This window comes from Haloferax sp. AB510 (genome assembly GCF_024136985.1).
Lineage (GTDB): Archaea > Halobacteriota > Halobacteria > Halobacteriales > Haloferacaceae > Haloferax.
In genome coordinates this window covers 1-21,860 of the sequence record NZ_JAMYJY010000066.1, presented here as the reverse complement: position 1 = coordinate 21,860, position 21,860 = coordinate 1, and the positions used below count along the sequence as shown (strand labels likewise).

The following is a 21,860-nucleotide window of genomic DNA, read 5'->3' as shown; positions in this document are numbered from 1 at the left end:
GTCTGTGGCCCCGCCGACGACTCGCCGTCCGCGAGAAGCGCAACCGTCCGGTAGTTCGGCTCGGTTGCCGCCGCCGGAACCGCGAGCGTCGGGACCGGCGGCGCGTCGAGAAGTCGCTCCGCGACCGACCCGACGAGAAACTGGCCGGAACCGGTCTGTCCGTGCCGTCCGAGGACGAGTAGGTCTCCCTCGCCGACGGCGCGCTCCACGACGGCCGCTGCCGGACCGTCGGCGACTTCCGAGGTCGTTCGGACCTCCGCGAGGAGCGCACGGCGGACGACCGTTCCGACGGCCTCCTCCGCTTCGAAGGCGGCGCTTACGGACGGCTCGGCGGTCTCAACGGTCTCGGCAGCGGCCGGCGGCGTCCCGGTCGCGGAGACGACGTGGAGCGACGCGTCGAGGACGCGGGCGAGAAACAGCGCGTGGGCCGCGGCGGTCGCCGCGGGGGCGCTTCCGTCCGTCGCGAGGACCACCCGCTCGACGGTGACAGTCATGGGCTCCGAAAAGTCGTCAGAGGACAAAAGCTCGCGCGTCGGGGCGACCGGCGCTCAGGCCCCGATGTACTCTTCGTTGATGGTCCAGCCGTCGTCGTCGTCGCGGACGAGGTACTCGCCGTAGTACGGCACGCGGTTGGCGACGACCGCCTCGAACGTCTCGCGGATTTCCTCCCGCGTCATCTCGCCCATCGGACGGAGGTCGTCGTTGCGGTTGAGACAGCCCTTGAGGTAGCCTTGGTGTGTTACGCGCACGCGATGGCAGTTGGCACAGAACTCGGGGTTCTCCACGGGGTCGACGATTTCGACCATCCCCTCGCCGACGTAGTAGCGGCGTCGGTGATGCATGTCGCGAACCTCCACCTCGTCGGCGAGGTCGGCCAGCCACCGGTGGACGCGCTCGATGTCGATGTTCCACTCCGGGCGCCCCGTCAGTTCGGGCATGTACTGGATGAGCTGGAGCTGTAGCCCCTCGTTTTCGGCGACGTACTCGACCATCTCCTCGACGTGGCCCGCGGTCTTCGTGAACACGACCATGTTGAGCTTCACGGGCGTGAGCCCGGCGTCGACCGCGGCCTTGACGCCCTCCATCACCTTGTCGTACGCGCCGGACTTCGTGATTTGGGCGAACGCCTCGGGGTCGAGGGCGTCCTGCGAGACGTTCACGCGGTCGAGTCCGGCCGCGACGAGGTCCTCGGCGCGGTCGCCGAGGAACGTCCCGTTCGTGGTGAGCGAGGTCTCCATCGAGTCGGGCGTCCGGCGGATAATCTCTTCGAGGTCCGCGCGGAGCATCGGCTCCCCGCCGGTGAACTTCACTTTCTCGACGCCGTACTCCTCGACGACTTCGAGAAAACGGACCACGTCATCGGCGCTCATCTCCTCGTCAGCGGGGTCCATCGGCCCGCGCGTGTCGCCCAAGCCCTCGTTGTGGCAGTAGACGCAGTCGAAGTTACACCGGTCGGTCAGAGAGATTCGAACGCCGGTTACCTCGCGGCCAAAGTCGTCCACCAGCACCATATACCGAATCCTGGGAGTGTACGTTGATAAATTCGCTGTCGATGACCGGGACGGAGTAACTGGAATAAGTTACATCATCGGCGTCTCGAAGTCGGTGGCGGGCGAGTCGCTACCTGCGACCGTCAGCGCGCGACCGGGCCTTACAAAACTCTTATCGGCCGCACCGCCGGAGTGACGGACATGGACGAAGCCGACGTACGCGACCGCTTGCGTGCGGTCGAGGACCCCGAACTCGGAGACGACATCGTCTCGCTCGGACTGGTGAACGCCGTCAAGGTGGACGGCGACACCGCCCGCATCTCGCTCGCGCTCGGTGCCCCGTACTCCCCGGCGGAGACGGACATCGGCCGTCGAATCCGCGAGGTCCTCGCCGAGGACGGACTAGAGGCCGACCTCACCGCCAAGATTCCGAACGACCGCGACCCCGACGAGGAAGTCCTCCCCGGCGTGAAGAACATCATCGCCGTCGCCTCGGGGAAGGGCGGTGTGGGGAAGTCGACGGTCGCCGTGAACCTCGCGGCGGGCCTGTCGAAACTCGGCGCGCGCGTCGGCCTGTTCGACGCCGACATCTACGGGCCGAACGTCCCGCGGATGGTCGCCGCCGAGGAAGCGCCGCAGGCGACCCAAGACCAGACCATCGTCCCGCCGGAGAAGTATGGGATGAAGCTCATGTCGATGGCCTTCCTCGTCGGCGACGACGACCCGGTCATCTGGCGCGGCCCGATGGTCCACCAACTTCTCACGCAGCTCGTCGAGGACGTGGAGTGGGGTAGCCTCGACTACCTCGTCCTCGACCTCCCGCCGGGCACGGGCGACACCCAACTGTCCATCCTCCAGACGCTCCCGCTCACGGGCGCAGTCATCGTCACGACCCCGCAGAACGTCGCCCTCGACGACGCCAACAAGGGGCTTCGGATGTTCGGCAAGCACGACACGAACGTCCTCGGCATCGTCGAGAACATGAGCACGTTCCGGTGTCCCGACTGCGGGAACCGCCACGACATCTTCGGCGCGGGCGGCGGCCGCGAGTTCGCCGCGTCGAACGACCTGCCGTTCCTCGGGGCGCTCCCGCTCGACCCGGCCGTCCGCGAGGGCGGCGACGGCGGCAAGCCCATCGTCCTCGAAGACGACGACGAGACCGCCGACGCGTTCCGCGTGATGACCGAGAACATCGCCGACATGGTCGGCGTTGTCCAGCGGCGGACCGTCAGCGAGCGATGAGCGACGACGGACGGCCCGACGCGGGCGGGGACGCCGATGCGGACGCCGCCCCCGGCGCGGACTCCGAGGAGGTCGACTGGGAGATGGCTCCAGACTCGGACGCCGACTTCCCCGCGGACCCAGAGCGCGTCGCGTTCCTCCGCGAAATCGCCGACGACATCTACGGCGAGTCCTCCGAGAGCCGGCAGGTGTCGGCCATCCTCTACCGCGTCAGCGACCTCTACGACCCCGACGGCGACACCTCGCCCGAGGAGATTTACCTGAACGTCCGCCACATCATGGACATCAAGGCGCAGGGCGGCATCGACCGCTGAGCTGACTCCCCCGACCGCCCGCTTCGTGCCTCTCCCCCGCCTCACAACCGACCCGCAACCGACCCGCAACCGACCCACAACCGACGCCAGTCGATTCACTTCCGCTTTTCTCGATTCCGCGGTTCGAGCGACTGCGCCGTCTTCACACACGTCTCCGCCTGTTCGCCCCGTGTTTACTTTCACCACGCACTCGCCGACTCGGCTGCCCCCGTCAGCGAGGGTGCGACTCGATTATCTGCGCGGACCGGGCGGGTTTTGGTCCCGGAGCCGAATTCGTGGGTGTGGACGCACACCAACGCCAGTTCCGGAACCCCTTCTCGATGGACACCGACTGCACGAACTGCTCGGCGCTCTGCGAGACGCGCGAGCAGGTCGTCCACGGCTACGGCGACGTGGGCGCGGAGTTCCTGTTCGTCGGCGAGGCTCCGACCGGGGCCGCAGAGCGGACGGGCGTCCCCTTCACCGGCGACGAGGCTGGCGAGCGCGTCCAGCACATTCTTGGCGACCTCGGGTTCGTCCGGTCCGATCCTGACGCCGAGGAGCCGGACGTGCAGAACGTCTTTTTCACGTATCTCACGCGCTGTCGCCACCCCGAACGCGGGCCGACCGATAACGAAGTCGCGACCTGCGAACCCTACCTGAACGCGGAGATTCGGATGATAAACCCGCACATCATCGTCCCCGTCGGGCAGGCCGCGCTGGAGGCGCTCGCGTTTGACTACACCACGCGCGCGGCCGACAGCTTCGACGTGGACGCGGAGCACGCGACGACCATCCGCGGCCGCGGCTTCGAACTCGTCCCGATGAAGGAGCCGGAGCGCCTGACCGACGCAGACGCCGAGGCGTTCGTCGAACACGTCCGCGAGTCGGTGTTCGGCCGAGACTACCGACAGACGAAGGGTCGGCAGAGTCGCTGAGACGGGGCGGTACGCGGAGGGTCCAGTCTTCGCCGGCCTCCGATTCGCCGGGCCACAAGCGGCGGGTTCAAGGGTTCCCCGGCGCGAGGGGAGGGTATGACGGTCATCGCCGTACTCGCCGAACCGCCGCGGCCGGGACTGGTGCTTTCGGAACTCGCGGAGACGAGTCCGCTCACCGAAGCCGAAGCCGCGGAGCTCTACGCCGCGATGCTCAAAGACGTCTGTATCGCCGTCGAGCGGTCGGGCGGCGACCTCCTCGTCAACTACCGAACCGAGGACGACATCCCCGACGAGTTCGCCGGGGACCACGACTCGGAAGCCGAGATTCGGAGCGTCGTCGCCGACGCCCTCGGCGGCACCGACGTCGCGCGGTTCGAACCGCAGGTCGGGTCGTCGTTCTCCGCCCGCGCGGGCAACACCGTCTCGCACCTCCTCAACGAGGAGGAGGTCCACTCGGTCGCCGTCGTCCGCCCGGTCGCGCCGCTTCTCGGGCGCACCCACATCGACAGCGCGGCGATGAAACTCCGGAGTACGCCGGTCGTCCTCGGGCCCTCGACGGAAGGGCGCGTCTACTTCTCGGGCTTCCTCGACCCCATCGACTTCACCGACGCCTACGCGGAGCCGGAAGTCGAGACGCTCGCCGAGCGCGCCGACGACGCGGGCCACGGCCTCGACTACGTCCCGATGCTTCCCGTCCTCGAAACCGGCGCGGACCTCGCCACGGTCGTCCCGATGCTCCGCTCCCGGGTCGAATCCGAGCGCCTCGTCCCCGAGCACACGACGACGTTCGTCTTCGAGAAGGGGCTTCGAGTCGAATCGACGGACGGCGTGTTGGAACTCGTCCGCGACTGAGCGAAGCGACAACACTTAGGTATCCGACGCAAAACTGTCGTACGAAGGTGGGATGGCGGAGTGGCCTAACGCGCCTGCCTTGAAAGCAGGTTTCCTCACGGAATCCTGGGTTCAAATCCCAGTCCCACCGCATTTTCCACGAACCCTACGCCGCGCAGTGGCATCTGCGCGGCTCTGTGAGTGGAAATCGGAGACGGACTGGGATTTGAAGCAGCGAGCAGAGCGAACGACGTGAGCGGAGCGAGTGGGGTTCAAATCCCAGTCCCACCGCATCCGCTCCAAGGGACACCAACGACCCCGCAAAAAGCGACCCACCGCCCACAACCCGCTCAGAACTGGTACGCCATCATCACTTCGTCGACGTGCTCGTCGCCGATGGTGTAGTGGTCCCTGCGAATCGCTTCGGTCTCCCAGCCGTGGTCGCCGAGGAACTCCAGCGCGCGGTCGTTCGTCATCGGAACGCTGTTGTACACCTTCCGGAAACCGTTGGCTTCGGCCCAGTCGAGGCCGCGACGAAGCAGGAGACTCCCGATGCCCAACCCGCGGTAGTCCTCCTTGACGCCGACGGTCTGCTGGGCGGTCTCGCGGATGCGCGACACCTGCGGGAGTTCGAGGTGCGTCCAGCCGACGACCTCCTCGCCGATAGTGGCCACGAAGAACACCCGAGACTCCACCCGGTTGTGGCGCGTGACCGCCTCGTCGTAGAGGAGTTGCTCGGCGATTGTCTCGGCGACGACGTACGTCTCTTCGGAGGTCACGTCGCGAATCGCGTCGACGAGGCCCTCGAAGTCCCGCTGGCGACCCGGTCGGATGGTGACGATTCCCGCGTCGGTCTCGTGTTCCTCGATAGCGCCCACGTCGAGCGCCAACTGGAGCGTGCCGCCGTCTTCTTGGAGATAACCGCGGGATTTCAGCCGCTCCAGTTCGGTTCTGAACTCGTCGGACGAGACGGGCGCAACGTCGAGGAGGACGTTTCGCTTGGCGGTGCCATGCCGCTCGACGTACTCGTAAATCAGCTTGCTGGCCTCGGATTCGAACGTCGGGCGCTCGGTCGCTCGCATGACTCCAAGAACGATGGCGTGCCACGCGTATATTTCTTGTTCATCGGTAGCAAACGGCACGAGTAGACGAGGCGGCTCGACCGCGACGTTCCGCGTGACAAATCCCCACAAATGCGTAACGGCTTTGAATCGGCCTGCCAACACTCGGGTATGGATTGGCCACACGACCCGGACGGCGAAGAGGGGAGCGAAGGCGGACGCAAGTACGGCCAGGCAGTCATCGCGAAGAAGGTCAACGAAGACGAGGACTTCCCGCTGAACAAAGCGGAGTTCGTCGAGGAGTTCGGCGACCACCCCATCCGACTCGACTACGAACGCGTTGTCTCGCTCGCGGACATCTTCGAGCACGTCGAAGGCGAGGAGTTCGGGGACTTCATCGAACTGCACAAGGCAGTCGGCAAGGCGATGCGCGAAAACGACTTCTGGTTCTACGAGGGCGCAGCGCAGTTCGTCACCGGCAAGAAGGCGTAAGCTTCGAGACCCCGATTTTCGACCCGCGACGCCGCGTTAGTTGTCGGGCCCGCGAGACGAGGTCCGCTCTTGGACTTTCCGTTCGATAGCGTCGCGCTCCCAGGTGCGCGTCTCGTCGCCTTCGACTTCCGCTTGGACTTTCTCTTCGAGCAGCGTGACGGCGACGCTGTTGGCTCCCTCGGGAATGATGAGGTCCGCGTGCTTCTTCGTCGGCTCGATGAACTGCTCGTGCATCGGCTTGACCGTCGAGAGGTACTGGTCGATGACGCCCTGCAGGTCGCGTCCGCGGTCGATTGCGTCGCGCTGGATGCGCCGGAGGATGCGAACGTCGGCATCGGTCTCCACGTAGAGTCGGAGGTCGAGCATCTCGTTTACGTCCTCGTCGTAGAGCGCGAGAATCCCCTCGAGGATGATGACGTCGGTCGGTTCGACGGTGTTCCGCTCGGGTTTCCGGTTGTGTATCTCGAAGTCGTACTGCGGCATCTCGACGGCTCTCCCCTCCAGTAACTCCGAGAGCTGTTCGTACAGGAGGCCCCACTCGAACGCCGAGGGGTGGTCGTAGTTCACCTGCTCGCGTTCGTCCATCTCCAAGTGACTCTGGTCTTTGTAGTAGTTATCAATCGGAATCCGCGTCACGGACTCGCCGACGTTCTCCGTGATGAGTCGAGCCACGGTGGTTTTCCCGGCACCGCTCCCCCCCGCGATACCGATAACGAACGACGGGATAGTCATTGTCCCAAAGACGCCCGCGAACGGGTTTGAACGCAGCGATTCACTGGCTCCGACGCGAGTATATATAAAGAACGTTGTCTGACGTTCTCACACAGCCGATTCTCGCACCGCCGTCGGTCGCAATTATCATGGCTTTTCAAACGTAGGGAGTAAGTTTTATAAGTAGGAGTTGCCATTGCCTTTCACATGGTACGTGATATCGTACGCCGCGACTTCCTCAAGGGAGTGGGAGCCGCGGGCGCGGCAGGCTTGACTGGCTTATCCGGATGCATCGGTGGCGGTGGCGGTGGCGGTGGCCCCGAGGGGCTCGTCGTCATCGGCTACCCCGAAAGCGGTATTCAACTGTTCCGTGACTACTACAGCGCGTCCGACGGGAGCGAGGAGATACTCGTGCCCGACGGGATGCGCTCCGGCTCGATGCCCGGGCAGGTCGGCAACGACATGGCGAACGTGACCGGGACGGCACCCGCGGCAGGCGGTCCGAACCAAGACACGTTCAATCAGCTGTTCCAAGACGAATACGGCTCTGCACCTGGCGTCTTCACGTCGCAGACGTACGACTCGGTCGCGATTCAACTGCTCTCGAACGCTGCGGCCGGCGAGAACTCCGGTCCGGCCATCAAAGACCAGATGCGCCGGATGGCGAACCCCGGCGGAATGACCGTCGGACCGGACAACCTCGTCGAGGGTATCGAGGCTGCCGCGAACGGCGAAGACATCGACTACCAGGGCGCGTCCTCGTCGGTTAACTTCGACGAGAACGGCGACCCGGCAGAAGCCGCGTACGCCATCTGGGAGTTCGACGCCGAGAACAACGCCACGTCGAGCGTCGAGACGCAGTCGTTCGCCGGCGAGAACCCCGACGGGAACGGCCCGTCCGCGGACAGCGGCCCGGGCGGTTCCGACCGCGAGATGTCGGTCGGCATCCTCCTGCCCGAAACTGGTGACCTCGCGGCCGTCGGTGCGCCGATGATTCAGGCCGCACAGATTCCGGTCATACAGGTCAACGATGCCAACCCGGCCGGACTCTCCGTTAACGCGCAAATCGAAGACACCCAAACGTCCCCGGACGCCGGTGTCTCCGCCGCGCAGTCGCTCGTCTCCGCGGGCGTCCCGTCCGTCTGTGGCTCCGCGTCGTCCGGCGTGAACGTCCCCGTCTCACAGCAGGCGTTCATCCCGAACGAAATCGTCGGTTGCTCGCCGTCCTCGACGGCGCTGTCCGTCTCGAACCTCGAAGACAACGACTTCATCTTCCGGACTGCACCGTCCGACTTCCTGCAGGGCCGCGTCATGGCGCAGGTCATGGCCGAGCGCCTCGAAGTCAGTTCGGTCTCGACGCTGTACGTCAACAACGACTACGGCCAGCAGCTCTCGGAGCGCTTCTCGAACGTGTTCAGCGACTCGTTCGACGGCGAAGTGTACAATCAGGTCGCGTTCAACATCGGCGAGTCGTCGTACTCCTCGGTCATCGAGACGGCGCTGTCCGGCCCGGAGAACTAAGCGAAAAACTCCGATTTTCTTTCGACGCAAGGCGGTGAGCGGTAGCGTTATCGGTCAGTTTCGAATGTTTCGGACAGAAGACATTTATTCGACTGTTGATACGAGAAGACGATGAAGCGCCGTGCCCTCCTCACGACACTTTCAGGTTCTATTCTCAGTGGTGTCACTGGCTGTCTTGGCTCTGATTCCGAGAGGTCTGCATCGCAACGAACGACAACAGAGCCACCGACTAAACCACCGACAACAGCATCGCCAACACCAGATCAGACACGGACCCAAACACCGGTTTCAAGGGTAAACCTCGGTGTGAAAAACGAGTCCGACCGCGGCCACACACTCTCGGTGCAGGTCACGCAGGCCGACGAAACAGTTCTCGACCAGTCTGTCGATATAGGTCCCGGACCCGGACATTCGATGAGTATTAAGCCCGATATCGTCGGAGAAGGTGTCTATAGCGTCGTGGCTGGACTCGATACCGGTACTCGTCTCCACTACGAGTGGAGCTTCGAAGAAGAGGATAGAGGCCTCGAAATCATCATCACGAGTGACGGAGCGCTCGAACCACGCGAAAACGAGAGTATCGAGTTGAACGACGAGTCACTACCGTACACCGTTTCGGGTGCGAAAGACATTTTCATCCCACCTCGCGTGGTCGTACGAAACGAAAGCAACGACGCCTCTGAACTCACAGTCACACTCGAACACTCTGGTGACCAGTTCTTCGTCCACACCTTTGATGCACTGAGACACCACGAAATTTCGGCTGGCCCGGTAGTGAAATCACACGCGACATACGACGTGTTCGTCGAGACGGCAGACGGGAAGCAGTCGACATACGAGTGGAAACTCGGTGAGTACGCAAATTATCCTGTCTTAGCTGTCCTCATCACCGAGAGTGGAGCGCTGAGAGTTGGGTGTGCGTGGCCCGGGACTGCAGTTATAGTAGTCGAGAACAACGACGATACCCAACACGAAGTGACGGCTACGCTCACCAAGGACGACGTGGTTGTCACCGAAACGACACAGACGGTTGCACCGAGAACCGACCATCTCACCGTTGGCTTCCCAATCGGCGACGAGTACGAGTTGACTGTCGCAACGCCAGCGGGTTCTACCACTGTTCCATACCTCGCCTGTAATAGCGCGAGCACGAAAGCAGAGGTTCAACTCCACGAGGGAGTTCCGACGGTGGAAACAGGGATACTCTCTTGGACGTGACAGCGCTGCGGCTCAGTCTCACCACACAAGTCTCGAAAAGAGGATTGCCGAAGATTACCCGCCGAGGAAGTCCTGCCGGACCTGTTCGTCTTCGAGAAGCGCGGTGCCGGTGTCCATGTAGCGGTTCTGTCCGTTGGCGAGGACGTAGCCGCGGTCGCAGCGCCGGAGCGCCTCCTTCGCGTTCTGTTCGACCATCAGGATGGCCGTGCCGGCCTCGTTAATCTCGTCGATTTTGTCGAACATCTCCTTGACGAGGTCGGGTGCGAGGCCCGCCGAGGGCTCGTCCAAGAGCAGTAGGTCGGGTTCGAGCATGAGCGCGCGACCCATCGCGAGCATCTGCTGTTGCCCGCCGGACATGGTGCCCGCCTTCTGGTCTTTCCGCTCTCTGAGGATGGGGAACCGCTCGTAGACCGCCTCCATGGCGTCCTGTGGCACCTCGTCGAGGATGTACGCGCCCATCTCGAGGTTCTCCTCGACCGTCAGCGTCGGGAAGATGTTGTCGTTCTGCGGGACGTAGCCGATGCCGACGTGGATGATGTCTTCGGGTCGACGCCCGGTGATGTCCTCGTCTTTGAACTGGACCGTTCCGCCCATGTGGGCGGTCAGGCCGAAGACCGACTTCATCGTCGTCGACTTGCCGGCCCCGTTCGGCCCGACGATGGTGACGTACTCGCCGTCGAACACGTCCATGTCGACGTCGGTGAGAATCTGGAGGTCGCCGTAGCCGGCGTCGAGGTCGCGGACGCGAAGGAGCACGTCGTCGCGTCCTTCGACGCCCGCACCGCTCGTCGCGTCGGTGTTGGCGTCGACGCTCATACGTTGCCCCCGAGGTAGGCCTCGATGACCTCTTCGTTGCTCCGAATCTCGTCCGGCGTCCCCTCCGTGAGCACCGAGCCCTGGTGGAGGACGATGACGTGTTCACAGTTGTTCATGATGAGGTCCATGTCGTGTTCGACGAGCAGGAACGTGTAGCCCTGCTCGCGGAGTTCGTGTACGTGTTCGAGCAGTTTCTTCTCCAGTGTGGGGTTGACCCCGGCGAACGGCTCGTCCAAGAGCAGCATGTCTGGGTCGGTCAGAAGCGCCCGCGCCATCTCGAGAAGCTTGCGCTGCCCGCCGGAGAGGTTACCCGCGTACTCCTCTGCGATGTGGGCGATGTCGAAGAAGTCGAGCACCTCCCAGACGCGTTCGAGCAGTTCCTCTTCCTGTTCGCGGACGTCGTCGCGGACGCCCGGTATGACGGAGCGCCACAGCGTCTCGCCGCGCTGGTGTTTCGGCGCCAGCATCATGTTCTCGAGGACGGTCATCTCGCTCAGTTCGCGGGCGATCTGGAACGTCCGAACCATCCCCCGATTGGCGATTTCGTGCGGCTCCTCGCCGGTAATGTCCTCGCCGTTGAACGTGACCGTGCCGGCGTCGGGCTTGAGCATGCCCGTGATGAGGTTGAACGTCGTCGACTTGCCGGCCCCGTTGGGGCCGATGAGACCCGTGAGCGACCCGGCTTCGACCTCGAAGCTGGCCCCGTCGACGGCGGTGATGCCACCGAAGGACTTCTCCAGACCTTCGACCTGAAGCGGGTAGTCGACCGACGTTTCGACGCCGGAGGCGAACGCGCCGAGCGCCCCTTCGTCGACCTTGTTCGCTACGTCTTCGACCGGCTGGTCCGCGGCGTCACTCATCGGTCTCACCTCCCTGAGCCGGGGAATCGACGCCGCCGTCGGTGCGGACCGAGTCGTCGCTGCCGCCGTCGGCGGCCATCGACTTCGGCCGCGACAGCGGGATGACGGACGCCGTCTCCTTGCGGTAGCCGAGCATCCCCTCCGGCCGGTTGTGCATCAGCCAGATGAGCACGAGCCCCATCACGACCAGTTGGAGCTGCCGGATGCTGTCGACCGTGTACAGGAGGAACGGCACGGGGTCGAACTGCGAGATGAGCGGCGAGATGGCCTGCCCGAAGCCGGACGGCGAGTCGAGGTTGGGGAACACCGCCGACACGAGGTTCTGGAAGTACCGCGGCCCCTGGTAGAGCACCGCCGCGAAGACGGCGCCGCCGAGGACGCTCCCCGTGTTCGAACCGGCCCCGCCGATGATGAGTGCGATCCAGACGAAGAACGTCACGCGCGGGCGGAAGAAGTTCGGGGTCACCGCGCCCTGCGGGACGAGCCAGAGGATGCCGGCGAGCCCCATGAGCGCACAGCCGAGCATGAACGACTTGATTTTGAACCGGTCGGTGTTCTTTCCGAGGGCGTTCGCGACGTCCTCGTCCTCGCGGATGGCCTTCAGCACGCGACCGAACGGCGATTCGCCGGTGCGCTTGAGAAGCCAGTAGAACGCCGCGACGAACCCGAGGAGCAACAGCCCGTAGACGAGGCCGTCGACGACTGGCTTGGGGTTCCTCGGCACGAGGACTTGGAAGGCATCGACGAAGCCGAGATACCCGTTCCAGAGACCGACGCCGCGAAGCAGCGCCTCCAGCGGCGGAGCGAAGTCGAGGATGAGACCTGACCCGCCGCCGAATCCGACGCGGTTACCGAACAGCTGGAACTGCTGGAGTTCGCCCGAGAGGAAGCTGAACCGGACGATTTCCGACATGGCGATGGTGACGATAGCCAAGTAGTCCGCCCGCAACCGGAGCGCCGGGAGCGCAACCACGAGTCCCAAGAGCGCGGCCGCGAGCATCCCAGCGAGGATGCCGACCCAAAGCGGCAGGCCGAGGCCGCCGACCTGCGCTGCGCCGCCGGCGACGTACGTCGGCTTCGTCACGATGGCCGTGACGTAGACGCCGACGGCCATGAAGCCGACAATACCGATGTTGAACAGCCCGGTGTACCCCCAATGGAGGTTGAGCGCGAGCGACAGCATGGCGAAGACGCCGATGTAGAACGTCAGCGTCGCGATGGAGTTGAGCTGTCCGCGGAGCGTGTATCCGAGGACGAGCCCCGCGAGGACGTACGCGAGGTACGTCGCGAGGAGAACCAGCACGATGAGGCCCGCGTCGCCGCCCGGGATGCGGGCGGTAAAGTCGTCGCGGACGCTCATGCGGTCGCCCTCCCGCTGAACAGCCCGGACGGTTTCACGAGGAGGATGACAATCATGACGACGAAGGCCGCGGCCCGCGAGAACGCCGAGGGAATCCACAGGACCGACATCGACGCCGTCAGTCCGATGACGAGGCCACCGGCGATGGCCCCGTAGATGGAGCCGATGCCACCGAGGATGACCGCGGCGAAGATGAGAAGCAAGAGGAGCCACCCGTCGTTGAACCCGAGCGTCCCTTTCCAGAGGATGAACATGTACCCCGCGACGCCGGTCAGCCCGCCGCCGATAATCCACGTCGCGCGGACGACGCGCTCGGTCGAGATACCGGTGATGAGCGCGAGGTCCTTGTTGTCGGCCATCGCGCGCATCGCCTTGCCGAGTTTCGTCCGCTGTAAGAGCACGTGAACCCCGAGCATCAAGGCCGAGGCGACCACGAGAAGCGTGATGTCGTGAGCGTTGATGAAGACCGTACCGTCGATGAAGTACAGCGACACCGACGGCGGCTGAGCGGTTGTCCCGCGCACGTCAGAACCGAAGACGAACTGCATCAGGTAACGCAGCGCGAACGCGACGCCGATACTCGTGATGAGGAGGGTGATGCCGTCCTCGTTCCGAATCGGTTTGAAGATGGTGCGGTCGACCGCGAGCGACAGCGCGATAGCGAACGCGCCGGAGACGACGATGCCGGCGACGACCGCGAGCGGCGTCGAGAGCATCCCGATGCCGAGCGTTCCGCCGTAGACCGACCCCCCGGCCCCGACGAGCAGGAGCGCGCCGATGTCGGCACGTCCGAGTCCGGCGATGAGGTACGTCGTCGCCCACCCCGAGAAGGCCCCCGCGGTGATGTAGTCGCCGTGCGAGAAATTAGCGAAGTTTAGAATGCTGTACGTCATCGACAACCCGATGCCCGCGAGGCCGATTACGAGCCCCCGCATCAGACCATCCCAGACCAGCGTGCCAATGTCGGCAAACTGCGTCTGCCCTGTTGCTAACCCGCGAAGCAAGTCACCGAGAAGTACGACTACGATGACCGCCAAGACGAGCGCGAACGGACGCTCGATGGCGAACTGCCTGCCACGGGAGTAGGTTTCGGCAATACCCATTGATAACTATCCTCATGATATGTGCGGACGATAAACATAGATAAATCTTTCTTCATCGGTCGTCTTTACTGACCCCGCTTGGCACCCCGCAGGGCCGCGATTACCTGATTTCGGTCCGAATCGCCGACACTTAAAAGCGGATAGAGCCCCGACAGGACCCATGCGCGTCAGTTCGGCGGCGTTTTCCGACCTCGACGACCTCGCCGACCTGTGGGTGGAACTTGCCGCGGACCAGCGGACGTTCGGGTCGCACCTCCGTGCCGACGCCAACCGGACGCCGATACGGGAGGCGCTGGCGCGACACGTCGCCGCCGACGGCGTGCTCGTCGCCCGCGAGGGACAGGAGAACGACGCGACCGGAGAGGCCGACGAAGGCGACGGAGGCGGCGCGGAGAACGTGGGAGACACAGAGACGGGTGACATCGTCGGGTTCGTCATGTTCGACATCGAGGCGGGGGCGTACGAGCAGGACGCGACCCGCGGGATGATTCGGAACCTGTTCGTCCGACCGGTGTACCGAGACGCCGGGGTCGGCGCGCGGCTACTAGCGGCGGCGGAGGCCGCACTCGGAGAGGCCGGCGCTGATACCGTCGCGCTGGACGTGCTGGCGGACAACGACGCCGCCCGTCGGTTCTATCGGCGGCACGGCTACCAGCCGCACCGCGTCGAACTGGAGAAATCGATGCGAAACGATACACACTCAAAGGAGGACCGGTAATCGACGGACGCGCCAGGAGAGCATGGGCGGTTCATGCACTCGACTTGTAATCGAGACTTCGTGGGTTCAAATCCCACTCCTGGCTTCCTTCGCCGGTTCGGCCGTTTTCTGCGCCCCACGCGGGCCCCGCGTTCAGTCGCCGCGAGCCGGAACCACGCCCGTGGTTCGTCGAGACGGGTTCAGTTCCGCCTCGCGGGCGGCCGGACCCGAATGAGGAGAAGCGACCCCGGCACTCCGAGGACGAGCGCCCGAAACGGATTATGCTTGATGATAACGTCGGGGTCGAGCGGCTCCGACTGGAGGTCGGTGATGCGGATACACGAGTAGTAGACCGTGACGTGAGTGAGCACGTACGCGAACGCCGCGGGGACGACGACCGGATACCGGATGCCGCCCATCGCGAGGCCCTCGAATGCGAGGGCGGTGAGCGCCGAGATGAACAGGAGGTTTCCCAGTTGGAGCGTGACACCGGTCAGCGCCGTTATCGCGGTGTCGAACAGGGACGCGCCGTAGGGTGTGTACGTGAGCGCAGTGACGACTGCCACCGCTCCGAGAAAGAGCCCGGCGAACAACCCAGACAACGCGTACACGAACTCCATTGGAGGACCGTTACGGGACCGACGGAGGCGATGAATTTAGTTCTACCCCTCGTTATCGCGGTCGAAAATTAGAAATCCGTCGAGTGCGGCGGGGACACGGCGTCGAGACGGAATTTTATCTTTATTCGGAACGTCGTGTTCGGTATGAACGCGACCGACCAATTCATGCTCGCCGTGACGCTTCTCATCTTCGCGCTCCTCGTCGTCGGCCTCCTTCTCGCACTCGTCTAGGGAGAAAACTTATGTGATATTCATGGAGGATACTAGATACCATGCCGGAATGTCAGAACTGTGGTTCGTTCGTGACGCCCGCATACGCCCGAGTCTTCACTCCCGATGGCATGGAGAATCCGCGCGTCTGCCCGAACTGCGAGGATATGGTCCGCGACGGCGCACAGGTACGGGCGGCGCGGTCGCCGAGAAATCACTGACTCGCCGAACCGTCACTGAGCGACGTGGTAGCGTTCGGCGTCTTGTCGGACGAAGCCGCGCTTCGACAGCGTACTGAGGATGCTGTAGAGGGCGATTTTCTTCATCTCCAGCCCGTTCTGCAGGTCGGTGATGGACGCGCCGTCGTGCGTGGTGAGATAGAGGTACACGAGTTTGGCCGAGGGCGATTCGAGTTCGCCGGGGACTTCGATGGTCGGAACCGTCTGTTGCATGGTCGTTGTCATCCTGTTTGCTTCGACGATAATAAAACTCTCTTACAACAATCGTCGAAGAACCGCGGTCGGGGGTGAGGCGTCGAACGTCCCGAATTCGAGAGAATCGTTGTATTCGTCACGAACGTACATCGGATAATCGTCGGTGTTCGACGCCCCCGACTTCGACTGTCGTCGAAGTGAGCGAGTCACCGACCATCGGGTGGCGAGGCCCGGCGACCCGCGGTTCCGAGACGGAAGGGGCGGGAGTCGAACCACGCGAAGCCATTGAAAACCACCGGACCGACCGCGAGGGCCTGCGCCGGTGTGCTCTACCACTGAGCCACCCTTCCGGGCGGACGTAGGGGTCGAGCGGGCAAATAGCCGTTGGTGGGCCCCGGCCGCGGTCACGCGATTCGGCGCGCTGAGCGCGTCGGTGCGCCGCTCGGGGGGGCGGCGTCGAAAGAAAGGGCGTCTGCGACTCGGACGAGTCGCGGTCGGCTCAGTAGCTCCGGACCTTCGGCTCGTACGTCTTGTCCTCGCCTTCGAGGATGACCGGCTTGTACCAGAGTTCCGGGCGGCCGTCGTTCCACGAGAGCATCGTGTGCTTGAGCCACTCCTCGTCGCGGCGCTCTTGGTACTCCTTGCGCCAGTGGGCACCGCGGAACTCGTTGCGCGCGAGCGCGCCGAGCGTGATGGCCTCCGCGATGTCGAGGATGTTGCGCGTCTCCAGCGTCTGGAGCAGGTCCGTGTTGAACGTCCGCGACTTGTCGGCCACGAACACGTCCTGATAGAGTTCGCGCGCCTCGCGGATGTCGCGGAGCGCGTCCTTGAGGGCCGACTCCTCACGGAAGACGTTCACGTTGCGCGTCATCGACTTCTGGACGCGCTCGCGAATCTCGGCCTGCTGGATGCCGTCTTCTCGCTCCAGGAGGGTGTCGATGGTCTCGCGCTCGTCTTCGACGGCGCGCTGGACGAGGTCCGCTCCGGAGACGGACGCGCCCGCGTCCGCCGCCGTGCCGCCGTCGGCGACGGCGTCCCCACCGATGCCCGCTTCGCCGAGTTCGACCGGCGACTCGACCTCGCCGAGCTCGTAGTCGCCGACCTTCCCGGTCGTGATTCTGGCTTCCTCCATGTCCTTGCCCGCGGCGTGGTGACCGGCGCGCTTGCCGAAGACGATGAGTTCGGGGAGCGCGTTGCCGCCGAGGCGGTTGCCGCCGTGGACGGAGGCGCAGGCGCACTCGCCGGCCGCGTAGAGGCCGGAGATGCAGGTCTCGCCGTTCTCGTCGGTCTCGATGCCGCCCATCGCGTAGTGCTGGCCGGGCTTGACCGGCATCGGCGCGTCGAGGGGGTTGACGCCCTCGAAGTCCTCCGAGAGGTGGACGATGTTCTCGAGGCGGTCGATGATGCGCTCTTCGCCGAGGTGGCGCATGTCGAGGTGGACGTACTCGTCTTCGATACCGCGGCCCTCGTTGACCTCCGTGAGCTCGGCCCGGGAGACAACGTCGCGCGAGGCGAGTTCGCCGAGGTTGTTCGCGTAGCCGTACTCGAACATGAAGCGCTCGCCGTTCTCGTTGTAGAGGATGCCGCCCTCGCCGCGGACGCCCTCGGTGATGAGAACGCCCGTCGAGGGGAGCGTCGTCGGGTGGAACTGGATGAACTCCATGTCCTCCATCGGCGCGCCGGCGCGGTAGGCCATCGCGACGCCGTCGCCGGTGTTGGCGACCGCGTTCGTCGTGTGGTCGTAGACCTGTCCGAGGCCGCCGGTGGCGAGGATGACGCCGTTGCGGGCGCGGAAGCCCTCGACCTGCCCGGTCTGAACGTCGTAGGCGACGATGCCGTGGCAGTTCCGGTCCTCGGGCTTCTCCTCGTCGGAGACGGCCAACCGGGTCACGTGCCACTCGTCGTAGACCTTGATGCCGCGCTTGACGAGCTGCTCGTACATCGTGTGGAGCAGCTGGTGGCCCGTCTCCGCACCCGCGTAAGTGGTCCGTGGGAACGAGAGCCCACCGAACGGTCGCTGGCTGACGCGGCCGTCGTCGTCACGGGAGAACGCCATCCCCCAGTGTTCGAGCTTGATGGTCTCTTTCGGGCTGTCCTTACAGAGGGTCTCGGCCGCCGGCGCGTCGGCCAGATAGTCCGAGCCCTTCATCGTGTCGTACGCGTGGTCCTCCCACGAGTCGCCTTCGCGGAGCGCGGCGTTGATGCCGCCCTCCGCCGCGCCCGTGTGACTTCGGACCGGGTGGAGCTTCGACACGATGGCCACGTCGGCCCCTTCCTCGTGTGCCGCAATCGCCGCGCGCAGGCCCGCCCCGCCCGCGCCGACTACGATAACGTCGTGTTCGTACATGGTGTGTTTGGGTGTGTCGTAGGGTTGGTCGAACTTCAGGGTTTCACCGGGAAGTTCACCAGAACTTCAGGTTGTTCTTAATCGCCTCGCGCTTGAGTTCCTGGATGTGCTCCGTGAGAGGGATGTCCTTCGGGCACACCTCGGTACAGGAGAACTGGGTCTGACAGCGCCAGACGCCGTGTTCCTGTTCGAGGATTTCGAGGCGGCGCTGCTTCATGTCCTCGCCCTCGCGTTCGTCCATGGCGAAGCGGTAGGCCTTGTTGATGGCCGCGGGACCGAGATACTCGTTGTCGCCGGCGGCGATGTTACACGAGGACATACACGCGCTACACCAGATGCAGCGGGTGGACATCTTGACCTTCTCGCGGTTCTCGCGCGTCTGGCGCTGCTCGTCGAGTTCGTCGTCGGGAAGCGAGTTCGTCTGGAAGTACGGCTCGACCGACTCCATCTGGTCGTAGAAGTGCTCCATGTCGACGACGAGGTCCTTGACCACGTCGGCGTGCGGGAGCGGTTCGACCCGAATCGGCTCCGAGAGGTCCGACAGCTGGGTCTTACAGCCGAGTCGCTGTGACCCGTTGACGAACAGCGCGTCGGACCCGCAGATGGCCTGCCGGCAGGAGTGCCGGAAGGTAAGCGAGGAGTCGTAGTGGTCCCGCGCCCACATGAGCGCGTCGAGGACCGTCATCCCCTGCTTGTACGGGACGTGGAAGTCGTCGAAGCGGGGCTCCTGTTTCTCCGGCACCTCGGGGTCGTAGCGGAAGACCTTGAGGTGGAACGTGTCGTCCGCGGAGCGCGCCTTCTCGGCCGCCTCGGCCTCGCGCTGCTCTTGGACTCGCTCGGCGCGCTCGCGCTTTTTCGCGTCGCGCTTCTGCTTGCCGGCGGACGCCGTCTCCGTGGCCGATTCCTCTTCGACAGATTCGGGAACTTGCGTGCTCATTAGATGGGAACACCTCCGGCCCACGCGAGGGCCGTGCGGACGCCCTGCACGATGAGGAGGACGCTCGCGAGACCGAGAATCGCCTTGACCGCCGTCTTCCGGGTACCCGTGAGGCCCTGGTTGACGAGGGCGTTGTAGACGCCGTTGACCCCGTGGAACGTCGCGGTGACGAGGAACAGGATCATCAGCGAGAAGTACGTCAACTGCTCCATGCGCGCCTGTGAGAGGGCGAACGTCACTTCGTCGGCGTGGTTGACGAAGTGGAGCAGGAAGAAGTGGAACGCCAGCACCACGACGAGGAAGGCGGCGGTCAGCCGCTGCCAGAGCCACCGCCGGCCGCCGGGTTCGAAGGACGTGTATCGTTCTGCCATTAGATGCTCACCCCCGAGAGGAACGTGGGAACGCTCGCGACGACGATGACACCCGTGAGGATGAGCGACGCGTAGAAGCTCTTGTCCTGTGCTTCCAGCCCGACGCCCAGGTCGACGAACAGCAGTCGCAGTCCGTTGAGGATGTGAAACACCGCCACCGCGAGCAGCCCGACTTCCAGAATACGCACGACCAAGAGACTCTCCAGCGCCTGAATCGTGTTCGTGTACGCCGCCGCGCCCGAGAGGGCCGTCGACAACACGGCGATGTGGGTGAAGAGATAGCCCACAAGCACCCAGCCGGTGAACTTGTGGAATATCCAGGCCCACATGCCGGCCGAGAACTCCCGCCATCTGCTGAAGTCCTCGATGAGGCCCCGATTGTAAGACTGACTCATGCTCTTGTGAGTGTCGGGAAGGGGAGGGTATAGAACTTACGTGTATGGAGTTTCGTGAGGGTTGGCAAAAGTCGCCGGCCCCCGAATATCTCGGGGCGGGACGGCCGGTCTCAGAGCGTCGGCTCGGGAGTGCCGGACTGCTCGCGCTCGACGACGCGCCGCACCTTGTCTTTCAGTTCGACGAGATGGCAAAGCGGGTTCCCGGGGTAGACGACCGGATTCTCGAGGACGCCGACGAGCAGGCCCGTGAAGGGGGCGACGACGGTGACGTTGTCGTCCTTGAACGGGTTCGTAATCGTGCAGATGCGGTCGCCCTCGTGGACGAGTGCGCCGCGGTCGTGGTGCATGTCGACGATGCCGCCCGCGTCGGCGCGGAGCCACGTCTTCTCGTTTTCGTCCGAGATGACGGTCCGCCAGCCCGGCCAGTTGACCGTCGAGGTCTCTCGGAGGCCGTACTCGGCGAAGACGCTCTCGACGCCCGCGAGCGCCTCGTCGATGAGTTCGCGCTGGAAGCGGTGGGCCTCGCCCATCTCGACGGTGATAGCCGGCGTCCCGTTCGCCGACGACTCCGTTCGGAGCATCCCGCTGGACCCGGAACTGTCGATGATGACGTGCGAACCGAAGGCGTTGGCGAGTCGCGCGACCGCGGGGTCGGACATGTCCGCGCGGACGTGGAGCATGTTGGTCCGTCCCCGCGTCGACGTGTGGAAGTCGATGCCAAGGTCGCAGGGTGCGATGAAGTTCTGGTAGATGCGGTGGGCCATCCGCTTGGCCCCCGTGGAGGTCTCGGAGCCCGGGAACGACCGGTTCAGGTCGCGGTCGTAGATAGGGAGGTACCGCTGTTGGGCGAGGAACGCAGGGACGTTCATCACCGGCATGCAGACGAGCGTGCCCGCGAGGTCCGCGAGGTCCCACTCGTAGGCCACCTCGCGGACGACCTCGATACCGTTCAGTTCGTCGCCGTGGGCGGCGGCGGAGAGGAACACGGTCGGCCCCGGCTGCTCCCCGTTGATGATGGTGACGGGGATGCGAACCGGGTCGCCGAGATACGTCTCGGAGATGCCGTACCGGATGTCCTGTGTCTCGCCCGGCTCGACCTTCCCGCCGTTGTAGGTGAAGGCCTCGTTGTCGGCCATGTGATGCGATGGGAGGGCCGGGGTTATAAACGGTCGCGACGGACCGCCCGACGCCGCCCTCGCGGCCGCGAACCGCGGGCGGCCGGCTCTCGACCGTCATGTCTTTGAAACCGGGAGGATATCAACTGAGTATGTCCACCACAGACGACGCCGTGCGTGTCGGCGTGCTTTCTCTGCACAACAGCAAGGAGACGAAGGCAATCCTCAACGCGGTCGAAGACCTCGGTCACGAGCCGGTGTGGCTCCGTCGGGAGAACGCGGCGGTCAGCATCGAAGACGGCGAGGTGACAGTCGAGCCTGAGGTGGACATCATCGCGAACCGACTGCTCCTGTCGAACACCGAAGAGCCCGCCGAACTCCTCGGGCTGGCGACGACGTTCAACCGCATCCGGCCGATGCTCAACGAGCCGAACGCGGTCCTCGCGGCCATCCACAAGTTCGCCACCGCCGCGACGCTCGCCAACTGGAACATCCAGGTGCCCGACGCGCTGCTCGCGCTCTCGAACGACCGGCTGAACAAGGGCCGCGAGCGCTTCGGCGACGTCGGCGTCTACAAGTCCGCCATCGGCACCCACGGCGGCGGGACGTGGAAGGTCGACCTGACCGAGCCCGTGAACCCGAAGGTCGGTAACCGACAGGCGTTCCTGCAGAAGCTCATCGACCGCGACGGCGACCGCCACCGCGACCTGCGCGTCTACATCGTCGACGGCGAAATCATCGGTGCGATGTACCGCTACGCCCCGGACGGCGACTGGCGGACCAACGTCGCCCTCGGCG

Annotated in this window: 23 protein-coding genes, 3 tRNA genes and 1 pseudogene; 11 read left to right on the top strand and 16 right to left on the bottom strand. The window is 64.6% G+C overall.

What is annotated here, in order from left to right:
• Both NKF06_RS13205 and moaA read right to left on the bottom strand, forming a co-directional pair.
• On the bottom strand, window positions 1–494 hold a 494-nt coding region (locus NKF06_RS13205), incomplete at its 3' end, for a universal stress protein (protein WP_253245660.1).
• A gap of 54 nt (window positions 495–548) precedes the next feature.
• Window positions 549–1,511 (bottom strand): GTP 3',8-cyclase MoaA, encoded by a 963-nt coding sequence (gene moaA / locus NKF06_RS13200; RefSeq protein WP_058828285.1) that lies wholly within the window; start codon window positions 1,509–1,511, stop codon window positions 549–551.
• A 180-nt stretch (window positions 1,512–1,691) separates the two neighbouring features.
• On the opposite strand from moaA, the gene NKF06_RS13195 reads away from it, so the two are divergent.
• From NKF06_RS13195 to NKF06_RS13175, 5 genes are all read left to right on the top strand, one after another.
• Entirely contained in the window at window positions 1,692–2,732 is a 1,041-nt protein-coding gene (locus NKF06_RS13195) for an Mrp/NBP35 family ATP-binding protein (RefSeq protein ID WP_253245659.1), read from the top strand.
• Complete coding sequence (locus NKF06_RS13190; RefSeq protein ID WP_058828282.1) at window positions 2,729–3,046, top strand: hypothetical protein; 318 nt, start codon at window positions 2,729–2,731, stop codon at window positions 3,044–3,046. Before NKF06_RS13195 ends, NKF06_RS13190 begins: the two co-directional genes overlap by 4 nt.
• Window positions 3,047–3,327: 281 nt before the next feature.
• Window positions 3,328–3,963 carry a uracil-DNA glycosylase gene (locus tag NKF06_RS13185; protein ID WP_253245658.1) on the top strand — a complete coding sequence of 212 codons (636 nt, stop codon included), beginning with the start codon at window positions 3,328–3,330 and terminating at the stop codon, window positions 3,961–3,963.
• Between the two features lie 96 nt (window positions 3,964–4,059).
• A complete protein-coding gene (locus tag NKF06_RS13180) occupies window positions 4,060–4,815 on the top strand; it encodes a hypothetical protein (protein ID WP_253245657.1) in 756 nt (251 codons plus the stop codon).
• 46 nt (window positions 4,816–4,861) lie between these two features.
• Window positions 4,862–4,945: transfer RNA gene (locus NKF06_RS13175), tRNA-Ser, on the top strand.
• 199 nt (window positions 4,946–5,144) lie between these two features.
• On the opposite strand, the gene NKF06_RS13170 is transcribed toward NKF06_RS13175, so the two are convergent.
• Window positions 5,145–5,876 carry a GNAT family N-acetyltransferase gene (locus NKF06_RS13170; RefSeq protein ID WP_042661763.1) on the bottom strand — a complete coding sequence of 244 codons (732 nt, stop codon included), beginning with the start codon at window positions 5,874–5,876 and terminating at the stop codon, window positions 5,145–5,147.
• A gap of 150 nt (window positions 5,877–6,026) precedes the next feature.
• On the opposite strand from NKF06_RS13170, the gene NKF06_RS13165 reads away from it, so the two are divergent.
• Window positions 6,027–6,347, top strand: a complete 321-nt coding sequence (locus NKF06_RS13165) for a DUF5785 family protein (protein ID WP_042661762.1) — start codon at window positions 6,027–6,029, stop codon at window positions 6,345–6,347.
• 36 nt (window positions 6,348–6,383) lie between these two features.
• Here the strand turns inward: NKF06_RS13165 and udk are convergent, their stop codons facing one another.
• Window positions 6,384–7,079, bottom strand: coding sequence for a uridine kinase (gene udk / locus NKF06_RS13160; RefSeq protein ID WP_042661761.1), 696 nt, complete (start codon window positions 7,077–7,079; stop codon window positions 6,384–6,386).
• Window positions 7,080–7,265: 186 nt separating this feature from the next.
• Here udk and NKF06_RS13155 point away from each other — a divergent pair, with 186 nt between their 5' ends.
• Window positions 7,266–8,579: an ABC transporter substrate-binding protein gene (locus NKF06_RS13155; protein WP_253245656.1), complete on the top strand. Its 1,314-nt coding sequence runs from the start codon at window positions 7,266–7,268 to the stop codon at window positions 8,577–8,579.
• A 111-nt stretch (window positions 8,580–8,690) separates the two neighbouring features.
• Window positions 8,691–9,797: a hypothetical protein gene (locus NKF06_RS13150; protein ID WP_253245655.1), complete on the top strand. Its 1,107-nt coding sequence runs from the start codon at window positions 8,691–8,693 to the stop codon at window positions 9,795–9,797.
• A 54-nt stretch (window positions 9,798–9,851) separates the two neighbouring features.
• Here the strand turns inward: NKF06_RS13150 and NKF06_RS13145 are convergent, their stop codons facing one another.
• Genes NKF06_RS13145 through NKF06_RS13130 form a run of 4 tightly spaced genes read right to left on the bottom strand, consistent with a single transcriptional unit; the run spans window position 9,852 to window position 13,768 of the window.
• The gene (locus tag NKF06_RS13145; RefSeq protein ID WP_058828279.1) at window positions 9,852–10,613 is read right to left on the bottom strand and encodes an ABC transporter ATP-binding protein; all 762 of its coding nucleotides are present in this window, start codon (window positions 10,611–10,613) and stop codon (window positions 9,852–9,854) included.
• Window positions 10,610–11,473, bottom strand: coding sequence for an ABC transporter ATP-binding protein (locus NKF06_RS13140; protein WP_253245654.1), 864 nt, complete (start codon window positions 11,471–11,473; stop codon window positions 10,610–10,612). Before NKF06_RS13140 ends, NKF06_RS13145 begins: the two co-directional genes overlap by 4 nt.
• Window positions 11,466–12,833, bottom strand: coding sequence for a branched-chain amino acid ABC transporter permease (locus tag NKF06_RS13135; protein ID WP_058828278.1), 1,368 nt, complete (start codon window positions 12,831–12,833; stop codon window positions 11,466–11,468). The genes NKF06_RS13140 and NKF06_RS13135 overlap by 8 nt, the downstream gene beginning before the upstream one ends.
• Window positions 12,830–13,768, bottom strand: coding sequence for a branched-chain amino acid ABC transporter permease (locus NKF06_RS13130; protein ID WP_172795825.1), 939 nt, complete (start codon window positions 13,766–13,768; stop codon window positions 12,830–12,832). Before NKF06_RS13130 ends, NKF06_RS13135 begins: the two co-directional genes overlap by 4 nt.
• Window positions 13,769–14,096: 328 nt before the next feature.
• Between NKF06_RS13130 and NKF06_RS13125 the strand changes: the two genes are divergently transcribed.
• Together NKF06_RS13125 and NKF06_RS13120 are read left to right on the top strand one after the other, a co-directional pair.
• Complete coding sequence (locus NKF06_RS13125) at window positions 14,097–14,654, top strand: GNAT family N-acetyltransferase (RefSeq protein ID WP_253245653.1); 558 nt, start codon at window positions 14,097–14,099, stop codon at window positions 14,652–14,654.
• 11 nt (window positions 14,655–14,665) lie between these two features.
• A tRNA-Thr gene (locus tag NKF06_RS13120) sits at window positions 14,666–14,739 on the top strand.
• A gap of 94 nt (window positions 14,740–14,833) precedes the next feature.
• Here NKF06_RS13120 and NKF06_RS13115 read toward each other — a convergent pair.
• The 8 genes from NKF06_RS13115 to NKF06_RS13080 form a co-directional block, all read right to left on the bottom strand.
• Complete coding sequence (locus NKF06_RS13115) at window positions 14,834–15,253, bottom strand: hypothetical protein (RefSeq protein ID WP_042661753.1); 420 nt, start codon at window positions 15,251–15,253, stop codon at window positions 14,834–14,836.
• A 443-nt stretch (window positions 15,254–15,696) separates the two neighbouring features.
• Entirely contained in the window at window positions 15,697–15,915 is a 219-nt protein-coding gene (locus tag NKF06_RS13110) for a helix-turn-helix domain-containing protein (RefSeq protein ID WP_008094913.1), read from the bottom strand.
• Window positions 15,916–16,149: 234 nt separating this feature from the next.
• Window positions 16,150–16,247 (bottom strand) — tRNA-OTHER (locus tag NKF06_RS13105).
• A 149-nt stretch (window positions 16,248–16,396) separates the two neighbouring features.
• Entirely contained in the window at window positions 16,397–18,244 is a 1,848-nt protein-coding gene (locus tag NKF06_RS13100) for an FAD-binding protein (RefSeq protein WP_253245652.1), read from the bottom strand.
• A 55-nt stretch (window positions 18,245–18,299) separates the two neighbouring features.
• Window positions 18,300–19,181 carry a succinate dehydrogenase/fumarate reductase iron-sulfur subunit gene (locus NKF06_RS13095; protein ID WP_058828274.1) on the bottom strand — a complete coding sequence of 294 codons (882 nt, stop codon included), beginning with the start codon at window positions 19,179–19,181 and terminating at the stop codon, window positions 18,300–18,302.
• The gene (locus NKF06_RS13090) at window positions 19,181–19,552 is read right to left on the bottom strand and encodes a succinate dehydrogenase hydrophobic membrane anchor subunit (RefSeq protein ID WP_004974454.1); all 372 of its coding nucleotides are present in this window, start codon (window positions 19,550–19,552) and stop codon (window positions 19,181–19,183) included. The genes NKF06_RS13095 and NKF06_RS13090 overlap by 1 nt, the downstream gene beginning before the upstream one ends.
• Complete coding sequence (gene sdhC / locus NKF06_RS13085; protein WP_004974453.1) at window positions 19,552–19,947, bottom strand: succinate dehydrogenase, cytochrome b556 subunit; 396 nt, start codon at window positions 19,945–19,947, stop codon at window positions 19,552–19,554. The genes NKF06_RS13090 and sdhC overlap by 1 nt, the downstream gene beginning before the upstream one ends.
• Before the next feature lie 110 nt (window positions 19,948–20,057).
• Window positions 20,058–21,083, bottom strand: coding sequence for a succinylglutamate desuccinylase/aspartoacylase family protein (locus NKF06_RS13080; RefSeq protein WP_058828272.1), 1,026 nt, complete (start codon window positions 21,081–21,083; stop codon window positions 20,058–20,060).
• 131 nt (window positions 21,084–21,214) lie between these two features.
• Here NKF06_RS13080 and NKF06_RS13075 point away from each other — a divergent pair.
• Window positions 21,215–21,860 (top strand): annotated as a pseudogene (locus tag NKF06_RS13075) (RimK/LysX family protein); the annotation flags it as partial.